The 11,516-nt window shown below is 62.7% G+C and carries 12 protein-coding genes; 7 read left to right on the top strand and 5 right to left on the bottom strand.

All coding sequences use genetic code 11. The features are described 5' to 3' along the window. Positions 1-67: 67 nt before the first annotated feature. The 4 genes from J4E53_RS17825 to J4E53_RS17810 form a co-directional block, all read right to left on the bottom strand. On the bottom strand, positions 68-547 hold the full coding sequence (locus tag J4E53_RS17825) for a VOC family protein (RefSeq protein WP_060741600.1): 480 nt from the start codon (positions 545-547) through the stop codon (positions 68-70). Positions 548-616: 69 nt separating this feature from the next. Further along, positions 617-1,918 carry an Nramp family divalent metal transporter gene (locus J4E53_RS17820; protein ID WP_060741599.1) on the bottom strand — a complete coding sequence of 434 codons (1,302 nt, stop codon included), beginning with the start codon at positions 1,916-1,918 and terminating at the stop codon, positions 617-619. A 153-nt stretch (positions 1,919-2,071) separates the two neighbouring features. Next, positions 2,072-2,308 carry a hypothetical protein gene (locus J4E53_RS17815; protein WP_092328172.1) on the bottom strand — a complete coding sequence of 79 codons (237 nt, stop codon included), beginning with the start codon at positions 2,306-2,308 and terminating at the stop codon, positions 2,072-2,074. Further along, positions 2,301-3,089 carry a VacJ family lipoprotein gene (locus tag J4E53_RS17810; protein ID WP_103310785.1) on the bottom strand — a complete coding sequence of 263 codons (789 nt, stop codon included), beginning with the start codon at positions 3,087-3,089 and terminating at the stop codon, positions 2,301-2,303. Before J4E53_RS17810 ends, J4E53_RS17815 begins: the two co-directional genes overlap by 8 nt. Before the next feature lie 343 nt (positions 3,090-3,432). Here J4E53_RS17810 and J4E53_RS17805 point away from each other — a divergent pair, with 343 nt between their 5' ends. The 4 genes from J4E53_RS17805 (at position 3,433) to kefC (ending at position 8,012) form a co-directional block, all read left to right on the top strand. Then, positions 3,433-4,143 (top strand): response regulator, encoded by a 711-nt coding sequence (locus tag J4E53_RS17805; protein WP_060743168.1) that lies wholly within the window; start codon positions 3,433-3,435, stop codon positions 4,141-4,143. Continuing rightward, positions 4,140-5,486 (top strand): ATP-binding protein, encoded by a 1,347-nt coding sequence (locus J4E53_RS17800; protein WP_103310787.1) that lies wholly within the window; start codon positions 4,140-4,142, stop codon positions 5,484-5,486. The genes J4E53_RS17805 and J4E53_RS17800 overlap by 4 nt, the downstream gene beginning before the upstream one ends. Positions 5,487-5,662: 176 nt before the next feature. Beyond that, complete coding sequence (gene kefF, locus J4E53_RS17795) at positions 5,663-6,184, top strand: glutathione-regulated potassium-efflux system oxidoreductase KefF (RefSeq protein WP_060741595.1); 522 nt, start codon at positions 5,663-5,665, stop codon at positions 6,182-6,184. Between the two features lies 1 nt (position 6,185). Next, positions 6,186-8,012, top strand: a complete 1,827-nt coding sequence (gene kefC, locus J4E53_RS17790) for a glutathione-regulated potassium-efflux system protein KefC (protein ID WP_060741594.1) — start codon at positions 6,186-6,188, stop codon at positions 8,010-8,012. Between the two features lie 108 nt (positions 8,013-8,120). On the opposite strand, the gene J4E53_RS17785 is transcribed toward kefC, so the two are convergent. Further along, on the bottom strand, positions 8,121-8,984 hold the full coding sequence (locus tag J4E53_RS17785; protein WP_103310788.1) for an aldo/keto reductase family oxidoreductase: 864 nt from the start codon (positions 8,982-8,984) through the stop codon (positions 8,121-8,123). A gap of 100 nt (positions 8,985-9,084) precedes the next feature. Here J4E53_RS17785 and J4E53_RS17780 point away from each other — a divergent pair, with 100 nt between their 5' ends. The 3 genes from J4E53_RS17780 to J4E53_RS17770 all read left to right on the top strand — a co-directional run bounded on the left by J4E53_RS17780 (position 9,085) and on the right by J4E53_RS17770 (position 11,465). Then, on the top strand, positions 9,085-10,038 hold the full coding sequence (locus J4E53_RS17780) for a LysR family transcriptional regulator (protein WP_060741592.1): 954 nt from the start codon (positions 9,085-9,087) through the stop codon (positions 10,036-10,038). 227 nt (positions 10,039-10,265) lie between these two features. Beyond that, positions 10,266-10,646 carry a RidA family protein gene (locus tag J4E53_RS17775; protein WP_060741590.1) on the top strand — a complete coding sequence of 127 codons (381 nt, stop codon included), beginning with the start codon at positions 10,266-10,268 and terminating at the stop codon, positions 10,644-10,646. Positions 10,647-10,913: 267 nt separating this feature from the next. Next, entirely contained in the window at positions 10,914-11,465 is a 552-nt protein-coding gene (locus J4E53_RS17770; RefSeq protein ID WP_060741589.1) for a thioesterase family protein, read from the top strand. The last annotated feature ends 51 nt before the right edge of the window (positions 11,466-11,516 follow it).

Here is an 11,516-nt window from a genome sequence, read left to right as displayed (position 1 = left end):
CTAAGCCACCAACGATCCAGTGTGGGAGCAAGCTCACTCCCACAAGGGAATGGAAGTGCTGCGCCGGCTAACCTTTCACCGCCGCTTCAATCGCCGCAATGTCGATCTTGGTCATCGTCATCATGGCCTCGAAGGCCCGCTTGGCGACGGCCTTGTCAGGACTGGCGACCGCTTCAAGCAACACACGCGGGCTGATCTGCCACGACAAGCCCCACTTGTCCTTGCACCAGCCACAGGCACTGGCCTGGCCGCCGTTGTCGATGATCGCGTTCCACAAGCGGTCCGTTTCGGCCTGGTCCTCAGTTGCAATCTGGAATGAAAAGGCCTCGCTGTGCTTGAACACCGGCCCGCCGTTGAGGCCAATGCAAGGGATGCCGATCACCGTGAAATCCACCGTGATCACATCGCCCTCCTTGCCCGACGGATAATCGCTCGGAGCCTGATAGACAGCGTTCACCGCACTGTCGGGAAACGTTTTGGCGTAGAACTGCGCAGCTTCGTGGGCATTGCCGTCGTACCAGAGGCAGATCCTGTTCTTATTGTTCATTCCGCTTCTCCGAAAGGGACTGGACGATAAAGTCTAGCAGTCCCCCCGAAAGTTGCAGATGGCCGGGCCTCAGGTAAACAGATCGACCCCCAGCTGGAACGCGACCCACAACGCCAGGCCCGTGGCAAACATCAGCGCGATGTTCTCGAACAGGTTGTTGCGATATTCCTTGCCCAGCAGGGACTTCTGGTTGGACATGATCAGCAGGCCCAGGGAAATCACCGGCAATCCGACGATATTCAGCGCGTTGACACCAATGGTCAGCGTGACGAAGTCCGGCATGCCGGGGAGCGACCAGATCAGCGGCGTCACGAGAATGAACAGCATGAACCATTTGTGCATCGGATCATGGTGGAATTCCTTGCCGTAGCGCTCCCGGCGCTCGGGCCGCACGTGCTGGAAGGCATCGGTGATCAGCATCGGAAACGCCGTGGTCTTGCCGGAGATGCTGGCGAACAGCGTGGCGAACACGCCGATGAAGAACACGTACCAACCGATCGAGCCGAAGAACATTTCCAGGGCCTTGCCCAGATCGCCCAGGGTTTTGACCTCGATGCCGTTGGGTCGCAGGATTTCCGCACCGACGATCCAGATCGCCAGGTTGATGATGATCCCGACGAACACCGCAAACAGCAGGTCGTTACGCTGGATACGCTTGTGTTCAGGCCCCACCCAACCCTTCTGGCGCATGACATACGGATGGACGAAGTTGGCGATGGAGCCGGCCACCGCACCGATCACCGAAACGGCCACCAGCAGCGCACCGTGCACGCCTTCATCGGGCGGAATGCTGAAGCCGATGGTGCCTTTGACGATGCCCGCGACATCCGGGCCGGACATCACCGCCAGAGCCAGGAACGCCAGTGTCATGATCGCCAGCAGGCCTTTCATCACGCCTTCGATCATCGAATAGATATTGCGCCCGACGAGCATCCACACCGCCAAGACCACCGCCACCGAACACAGCAGTGGATAGTCGACCTTGAGCAACATGGCCAGGGCTTCGCCAGCCCCCTTGATCATGTAGGCATTCATCAGGTGCCCCATGAGCAGCGCATACACCAGCAGGAACCAGGCGAAAAACGGATTGAGCTGGGCATAACCTTGCAGGATGGTCATGCCCTGGTTATTGCAGAGCTGGAAGCGCGCGATGATGTTGACGATCAAGTAGCGCAGCAGCAGAGAAACCGCCAGCACCCACATCATTGCGTAGCCGTAGTTCGCCCCCGCCACGGATGAGGTGATCAGGTCGCCGGCGCCCAGCCAGGACAGTACCGCGATGATGCCGGGGCCGAGAAGCTTGAGCAGACGCACGAAACGGCCTTGCACGGGCGCCGCAGCCTTGCCTTCAGCGGAAGGAATGCTCGTCATGGATGGAATCTCCGTTTATTTTTTTTGTGAGAAACGGCCACAGTCGAACATATTAGATACGACGTCGTACAACCATTATTCATGCGTAATTATGTAAAAATGTTTCATGGCATCCGCCACCGATGTACCGCTGTATTCAAGAGCAAATTGCCACTAATCCTTCACCTGCTCGCCGTTATCGACCAACCAGCGCACCATCTTCGCCAGCGGCACCCGATGCTGCTGGATGGCGCACCAACTGACATGTTCATGGCGATACAACTCGACATAACGGTTGAGCAGCACATGGCGACCATCCTCGGCCAAGCGCAATTCAACTTCACGACAATGCAATACATCCGGCTCGAGCGAGCGCATTCGCCGATGCAAGACCAGCGCCTGGTTATTCATCGGCAGCGGCTCCATCCTGGCACTGGGGGTTGCCCTCCTCCACCGCTCCCAACTTGCCCTGCGCGACAAGATCGGCACGCCGCTGCGCCGTGGCATCGCGAAGCGCCGCGTAGTAATCCGGTTCCGCCTGCAACTCGTCGGTCAGTGGCAATGCCTCGGCACGGCCATCGACAACGCCGCCGACGGTGTTGATCGTGCCCAGGGTGTCGACGGTGCTGCTGTTGTCGCCGAACGGGTCGACGGCAAAACTCAGCACTTTGCCCGTCGCGTCCCGCAGGTTGGCGCTGCCCAGCAGCGGCAGTTCCACGGTGGGCCCGGGGGCAAGGTTCCAGACGCCGAAGGTCTGGCCGAAATCGGCCTTGTGGCGCTCGATGCCCAGCTTGCCCGACACATCGATCAGCCCGACGATGCCCGCAGTGGTGTTGATGACGAAACGGCCCAGTGTGTTGACCGAGCGTTGGCCATTGCCTTGCAGCAAGTCGTTGATGAACACCTTGGGCTCGCCGAAGTTCGCCACGAAGTTGTGGACGCCGGCCTGGAACATCTCCGGCAACTTGAGATAACCACGGGCCACCGGGGCCAGCGCATAGTCATCCACGGTTCGGTTGAAGGCGAATATGCCGCGGTTAACCGATTCTGCGGGATCGTAAACGGTGTAGGTCGCGCTTTCGCACGAGCCCGGCGTTGCAGCGGGCGTACTGGAGCAACCGCTGGCGAGTGCCGCCAATACAACCACGACGGTGGATCGAACGAACAACGGAGCGGGCTTGGTGATCGGCATACAGGGTTATCTCGGCGAGGAATGGGATGCTGCCTGGGCCGGTCGAAAGCCAAACACCGCCCCCTGTGGCGAGGGAGCTTGCTCGCGCTTGAGTGCGAAGCGCTCACCGCTTTTTTTTAGGGCCGCTTCGCGACCCAGCGGGAGCAAGCTCCCTCGCCACAGGGTTCAGTGTTGGTGGGTGGTTTAACTGACCGACATTGAGGCCATCCTGCCGCCGTTTTCTTGCCCGCAGATTTCCAGAATATTGCCCGCCGGCAACTTTATTACCGGGTTGAAATATATGACGCGGGCCCTGGATTGACCCTAGTATCCCCTCCTGTATTCATTACCCTGCGTGCCCACCGTGAGCCATTTATTACTGGTGGACGATGACCTCGAAGTCCTCGCCCTCTTGCGCAAGTTCCTCGAACAACATGGCTATAGCGTGGATGTGGCCGCCGACGGCAATGCCCTGTGGCAGGCGGTGGAACGCCAGGTGCCGGACCTGATCATCCTCGACGTCATGTTGCCGGGCGACAACGGGCTGGTGCTGTGCCAACGGCTGCGGGCCGAGCACACGGTCGGCATCATCATGCTCACCGCCATGGGCGAGTTGAGTGATCGCGTCGTCGGCCTGGAGCTGGGGGCGGACGATTACCTGACCAAGCCCTTCGATGCGCGGGAGCTGTTGGCCCGGGTGCGTGCCGTGCTGCGGCGTACCGGTGAAGCCAGGGCCGCGTCGAGCGACGCCTCCCGGCCCATCCTGGAGTTCGAAAACTGGCAACTGGACGTCACCCGCCGCGAGCTGCGCTCACCGGACAAGGTCATGATCCCGCTGTCCACCGGCGAGTTCGAACTGCTGCTGGTGTTTGCCGAACACCCGCGCCGGGTGCTGACTCGCCAACAGTTGCTGGACCTGGCCCGCGGCGAAACCTTCGAGGCGTTCGACCGCAGCATCGACGTCCAGGTCAGCCGCCTGCGGCGCAAATTGGAGACCGACATCACCGGTGCGTCGATGATCCGCACCGTGCGCAACAGCGGCTACCTGTTCAGCCCGCACGTGGTGAAGCGATGAAACCCGCGCGCTCGGGCACTCAACGTCCACGGGACACGGTGGCGCGCTGGATCGCCCTGACCACCATGATCGCCATGCTGACCTTGCTGGCCCTCAACGAACTGTTCAGCCTGCTGGCCGGTGCCTGGGCGCGCCCTCCCCTGATGGAAACCGGCCTGATGGAAAAGGCCGCCGCCATCACCCGCATCATCGACTCCGTCGCCCCCGAACAACGCCCCGCGATTGCCGCGGCCGCCAGCGACCAGGCGTTCAATGCGCACTGGTTAAAGCGGCATGAAGAGGCGCACTTGCCGGTGATCGACGACCCGGAGTTCAGTGAAGGTTCGACGCTCCTGCGCCAGCAATTGGGTCGGCCGGATGCCAGGATCGAAGCCTACGAACCGGGCGACTGGCCGGCCGACCAACCGGATGCACGCTACGCGGTGATCATCGAACTGGCCGACCATTCGTGGGTGATCTTCTCCGTGCCGTCGCGCAGTTGGGGGCTGGGCGAATGGGCGCGCAACGGGATCATCATCGCGCTGATCCTGCTCTCGACGTTGATCGTCGCACTGATCGCCACCCGGCACCTGGCCGCACCGCTGGAACGCTTTGCCGAAGGCGCCCGACGCTTTGGCGTCGACCATCAGGCACCACCGATTCCGGTCATCGGCCCCCACGAAATCCGCCAGGCGATCCTCGCGTTCAATGCCATGCAGGCCCAGCTCAAGCACTTCCTGCAGGACCGCACCCAGATGCTCGCCGCCATCTCCCACGACTTGCGCGCGCCGCTGACCCGCATGCGCCTGCGCGGGGAGTTCATCGAGGATGCCGAGCAGCAATCGCGCTTGTTCAGGGACGTGGACGAAATGCAGGCGATGGTCAATTCAGCCCTGGCGTTCTTCCGTGACGATGCCCGGCTTGAACATGCCACCGCGTTCGACCTGGCCGAACTGCTGCACACCATCGTCGATGACCTCAAGGACGCCGGCACCGAGGTGGGGTTCGAAGGTGCCCAGCGCTTGGTGTATGTCGGTCGGCCCATCGGCATCAAGCGCGCCTTGGTCAACCTGATCGACAACGCGATCAAATACGGCGGCGAACCGACGGTTCGACTCGAAGCCGACGCCCACCGTGTGGACATTCGCGTCCTCGACCGAGGGCCGGGCATCGCCGGCCAATACCTTGAGCAGGTCTTCACGCCGTTCTTTCGCATCGAAGGTTCTCGCAACAAGCACACTGGCGGCGTCGGGCTCGGCCTGTCGGCGGCCCGGGCGACGGTGCTGGAGCATGGCGGGACGCTGACCCTGCGCAATCGCAAGGGTGGCGGATTGGAGGCCAGGGTCTCGCTACCGCTTGACTGAAGGCCCCGATGTGTCGATCCGCGCTAAACAATCGGCGCCTTCCTCGGTAGGATGTCCGGCCTTTCCGGCCTGACCCTGTCCCGGAAAGGCGCTCTTGTTTGTATCGCCCGACCCAGTGCCATCGTTCGCGCCCACGACAGACAAGAATCGACGGAGCCAAACCAAGGAATTCACCGATGATTCTTATCATTTACGCGCACCCCTACCCCGACAAATCGCGGGTCAACCAGCAGATGCTCAAGCGAGCATCCAGCCACCCGGACGTGGTCATACGTTCGCTCTATGCGCTTTATCCCGACTTCGACATCGACGTCGAGGCGGAACAGCGGGCGGTGGAACAAGCAGAGCTGGTCGTCCTCCAGCACCCGATGTACTGGTACAGCTCCCCGCCCTTGCTGAAATTGTGGATCGATAAAGTCTTCACCCACGGCTGGGCCTATGGCAAAGGCGCCACGGCTCTCAAGGACAAATCCCTGCTGTGGGCCGTGACCACCGGCGGCGATCAGGGGCATTTCCAGATCGGCGGCTACCCAGGCTTTGCCGCACTGGCCCAACCCCTCCACGCCACGGCCATCTATTGCGGCATGCGCTGGCTGGAGCCGGTCGTCGTGCATGGCGCCTATGCCGCCGAAGCGGATGCCCAGCACGCCCAAATCGAACACTATGCCGCTCGCCTGGCCGCCTGGAAGGAAGATTGAAGTGGAAACTCACAGCCTGATTGAAATGCTCATCTACCTGGCCTCGGCGACACTGATCGTACCGATTGCCGTTCGATTCGGCCTGGGCCCGGTGTTGGGTTATCTACTGGCCGGGTGCATCATCGGCCCGTGGGGGCTGAAGCTGATTACCGATGTCAAGGCCATCCTGGAGTTCGCTGAAATCGGCGTGGTGCTGATGCTGTTCATCATCGGCCTCGAGCTCGACCCCAAACGGCTCTGGGCCCTGCGCCGGATGGTGTTTGGTGGCGGTGCCCTGCAGATGCTCGCCTGTGGCGCTGCCATTGGGTTGTTCTGCACGGCTTTGGGCCTGAACTGGACGGCAGCGTTGCTGGTCGGCCTGACCCTGAGCCTGTCTTCCACGGCCATCGCCATGCAGGCCATGAGCGAACGCAACCTGACCGCCACCGCGGTCGGGCGCAGCAGCTTTGCCGTGCTGCTGTTCCAGGACATCGCGGCCATTCCGCTGGTGGCGATGATCCCGTTGTTGTCGGCCCACGGCGACACACCTTCGGGCACCGCGCTGCTGCTATCGATTGGCAAAATCGTCGCCGCCATCGCCATCGTCGTGCTGTTGGGGCGCTACCTGACGCGACCGCTGCTGCGCTTCGCCGCACGCTCAGGCTTGCGGGAGATTTTCAGTGCCGTCGCGCTTTTTCTGGTGTTCGGCTTCGGCTTTCTGCTGGAGGAAGCCGGCCTGTCGATGGCCATGGGCGCGTTCCTCGCCGGGGTGCTGCTCGCCAGCTCCGAATACCGACATGCCCTGGAGAGTGACATCGAGCCGTTCAAGGGCCTGCTGTTGGGTCTGTTTTTCATCGGCGTCGGCATGTCGATCGATTTCGGCACCCTGGTCAACGCACCGCTGAAAGTCATCACCCTGACCCTGGGTTTCATCCTGATCAAGCTGCTGGTGATCAAGATGGCGGGCCGGTTCCTCAACGTCCCCGCCGGCCAGCGCTCCTGGCAGGCGGTGTTGCTGGGCCAAGGCAGCGAGTTCGCCTTCGTGGTGTTCGGCGCGGCGACCGTGGCCGGCATCTTGACCGATCAATGGGGCAAGAGCCTGACCCTGGCGGTGGCCTTGTCCATGTGCCTGACGCCCTTGCTGATCCTGCTGCTGGATCGCTTCGAGTCCGTCACCCGGAAAAACAAACGCGAATCCGACCTCGTCGACCAACAGAACCCACGGGTGATCATCGCCGGGTTCGGCCGTTTCGGGCAGATCGCCGGACGCCTGTTGATGTCCTGCGGCGTCGAGGTGGTGGTATTGGATCACGACCCTGACAACATCGAGACACTGCGCAAGTTCGGCGTGAAAGTCTTTTATGGCGATGCCACCCGCCTCGACTTGCTGCATGCGGCCGGCGCGGCCCAAGCGGTGGTGTTGATCAACGCGATCGACAATCAGGAAGACAACCTGACGCTGACCCGGCTGGCCCAGGAGCACTTTCCCGCGTTGCAACTGATCGTGCGGGCGCGGGACATGGGCCACCTCATCACCCTGCGGCAGATGGGCGTGGAGGCGGCCGAGCGGGAAACCTTCGAGAGCGCGCTGGCATTGGGTCGCAGTGCGCTGGAGCACATGGGGGTCGGGGCTTACGAAGCGCGTGAACGGGCGGATCAGTTCCGGCGGCTGAACCTCAAGATGCTGGAGGAGATCGTCGCCCAGCCGGAAGACGACCTCGCGTTCCGCCACGACGCCTACCGACGCGCCAATGCGCTGCTCACGGAGATGTTCAACGAAGACCGTGCCCACCCCGTCGACAGCTGGCCGGAACACCATCGCAACGAAACCGACAAGACGCCGGGTTGACCGGCGTCATACGCGCCCGAACTTGCGCCGGACATCGGCTGCCAGTTGGCGCTGGCGCTGAAACCCAGCTCAGCGCCGATGCTGGCGAGACGCTGGTCTTTCAGGCCACTAGACCAATGCGTCCAGCTCGGCGAGCATCGGCGCAGGGATCTTCAGCTCACTCGCCGTGAGGTTTTCCCGCAGGTGCGCCAGGGACGATGTGCCGGGAATCAGCAGCAGATTCGGCGCACGTTGCAGCAACCACGCCAGGGCCACGCACAGCGGTGACGCCTGCAAGCGCGCCGCCACGCTGGAAAGGGTTTCCGACTGCAGCGGTGTGAAGCCGCCCAGGGGGAAGAACGGCACGTAGGCGATGCCCTGCCGGCCCAGGTCGGCGATGAGCTGTTCGTCGTCGCGATGGGTCAGGTTGTAGTGGTTCTGCACGCAGACCACCTTGGCAATGCCCTGGGCCTGCTTGACCTGCGTGGCCGTGACGTTGCTCAGGCCCAGGTGACGGATAAGCCCCTGGCTCTGCAACTGCGCCAGTGTCGTGAACGATTCTTCGATGGAGTCTTCCGTGGGCGAATGCATATCGCCCCACACCCGCAGGTTGACCACGTCCAGGACCTCCACGCCCAGGTTGCGCAGATTGTCGTGGACCGCCCGGGTCAGCTCGGCGGGGCTGTGGGCCGGGTTCCAGGACGCATCGGCGCCGCGCACGGCGCCGACCTTGGTCACGATGACCAGGTCCTGGGCATAAGGGTGCAGCGCTTCACGGATCAGCCGATTGGTGACATGGGGCCCGTAGAAATCGGCGGTGTCGATGTGGTTGACCCCGCTCGCCAAGGCTTCGCGCAGCACGGCGATGGCGGCCGCCGGGTCTTTGGGCGGGCCGAACACGTTGGACCCCGCCAGTTGCATCGCGCCGTAGCCCATGCGATTGACCGTGCGATCGCCCAGTAAAAAGCTGCCTGCCTTGCCTGCAATGTTCATCTCGTGCCCCTCGGATCAATGTGAGTGGGCCGACTATAGGCGTTGACCATTCCCTTGATAATCAGGTGCAATCGGCACGGGCTGTACGGCGGAGAGAACAATGGCAACGGATATTCAAGATTTGCTGGCCTTTGTGGCCGTGGTCAATGCCGGGGGCTTTCGTGAAGGCGCGCGGGTAAGCGGCAAGTCCGCATCGAGCCTCAGCGATGCCGTACGCCGAATGGAAAGCCGGCTCGGCGTGCGCCTGCTCAACCGCACCACCCGCAGCGTGGTACCGACCGAGGCCGGTGCCCGGTTGATGGAACGCATCGTCCCGGCCCTGGGCGAGGTCGAGGCGGCGATGGACGTGGTCAACGACTTTCGCGACCGTCCTTCGGGCACCCTCAGGCTGAACGTGCCGGTCAGCGCGGCCCGGCTGGTGTTGCCGGCGATCATCACGCCGTTCCTGAACAGCTATCCCGACATCCGCCTGGAAGTGGTCACCGAAGAGAGCTTCGTCGACATGCTCGCCGCCGGCTGTGACGCTGGCATTCGCTACGACGAACGCCTTGAGCAGGACATGATCGCCCTCCCCATCGGCCCCCGCTTCCAGCGCTTCGCCACGGCCGCCGCACCGGCATACCTCGATGCCCGGGGCAGGCCGGAACATCCCAGAGACCTGCTGGAACACGCGTGCCTGCGGGGCAAGTTCCCCAGCGGCGCCATGCCGCTGTGGGAGTATGAGCGTGGCGGCGAAACCATCAGCGTCGACCCGAGCGGCCCGTTGATCACGCGCATTGGCGGTGCGGTGGACCTGTCGGTGCAAGCCGCTGTAGACGGTCTGGGCATCGTCTACCTGTTCGAAGACTGGCTGCGACCCTACCTGGACAGCGGCGCCCTCGAACCGGTGCTCGAACCCTGGTGGCAGCGCTTCACCGGGCCCTTCCTCTACTACCCCGGTCGCCGCTACCTGCCCTCGCCGCTGCGGGCGTTCGTGGACTTCATCAATGCACAACGGTATGGGAGCGAGCTCGCGCGCGATGGCGTCAGCACAGCCAACACCCCCGCAAGCTGATACACCGCTATCGCGAGCAAGCTCGCTCCCACAGGGGTTCGGCTGTGTAGCTGAAAATCCCGCCCCACCACAAATCCATTGTGGGAACGATGCCGCTGCTGACGCCTCTGGTTTTGATTCGCAGCCCCGCGGTGGGCAGTCCTATGCGGATAAAGGAATGCAGGAACGACGCAGCAAGGGACGGTAAACTGCGGCGGTTCTTTTTCTTTTCCAGCATGAGGCTTTGCATGAGCAACCCAGACATCACGTTTATTCCAGATCCGGATGCGGACTCCATTTCCTCCGACGTCGCCGGTTTCGGCGGCCTGCTGGTTTCCACGCAAATCCCCACCCACGCCGACGGCAGCCTGGAACTGGGTGACATCACCCTGCAGAGCGAATGCACACTTCAAGCCCTCAAGAAGGCCCTGGAGGGCGCCGGCAGTTCCATGGACCGGGTCCTGCACCTGACCATCTACCTGACCGACATGGCTGACCGCGCCGCGTTCAACGAGGTCTACAAACGCTTCTTCGCCAAGCCTTGGCCGGTGCGTGCGGCGGTGGGTGTGGCGGCGCTGGCGGTTGAAGGCATGAAAGTGGAAGTGACCGCGATGGCGGCGAAGGGCTGAACGAGCGCCTTGCACCTTTGTAGCGCTGCAGCGCTTTTGTGGCGAGGGAGCTTGCTCCCGCTGGACTGCGCAGCAGGCCCAGGTTCTTTGTTTCAACACAAACTCCTGGGACGGCTTCGCCACACAGCGGGCCCAAGCTCGCTGCCACAAAAGCCCCTCGAACATGCCCCAAATGCGCGATTGCCACGCAAATCGTCATTTTCGCACCTAGCCCGCTCCCTGCATGGGGTCTAGAGTGCGCCGCTTTCCCTCTTCACGGCCCTGCTCATGAATCTCTGGTTCCGACTGTTGCTGATGCTGTTCCGCCGCCCGTGGCGCAAGCCGGCGGCGCCCTTGGGCACCACGGTGGTGCGCATGCGGGTATGGCCGCTGGACCTGGACTTCAATCGCCACGTCACCAACGGACGCTACTTCACGTTGGCCGATGTGGGACGCATGGATTACGTGCTGCGCAGCGGCGCCTACAAAGTGGCGTTGCGCAACCGGGCGGTGCCGATCGTGGGGGATGTCTGGGGCAAGTTCAGGCGGGAATTGAAACTGTTCGAGGCGTTCGAGGTGCACACCCGCCTGCTCGGCTGGGACGAAAAATGGACGTTCATGGAGCACCGTTTCATCAGCCAGGGACGTGTGGTCGGGGTGGTGATCATGCGCGGCCTGTTCCGCTCGGCCAAAGGCACGATTGCACCGGCTGAGTTCATCCGCGAGCTGGGCCTGGCCGAACAATCGCCCGCCATGCCCGACTGGCTGGCCGCCTGGTCGCAAAGCTGCGATGACTTGAGCCTCGGGCTTCGCCTGGAGGAAGGTGAGCCCCCACGCTAGCCAGCACACCACTTACCCTGTGGCGAGGGAGCTTGCTCCCGCTGGGTGGCG

Origin of the sequence: Pseudomonas sp. FW305-28 (assembly GCF_017351395.1) — a bacterium.
GTDB lineage: Bacteria > Pseudomonadota > Gammaproteobacteria > Pseudomonadales > Pseudomonadaceae > Aquipseudomonas > Aquipseudomonas fluorescens_AA.
This window is presented reverse-complemented; position numbering and strand designations above follow the sequence as displayed.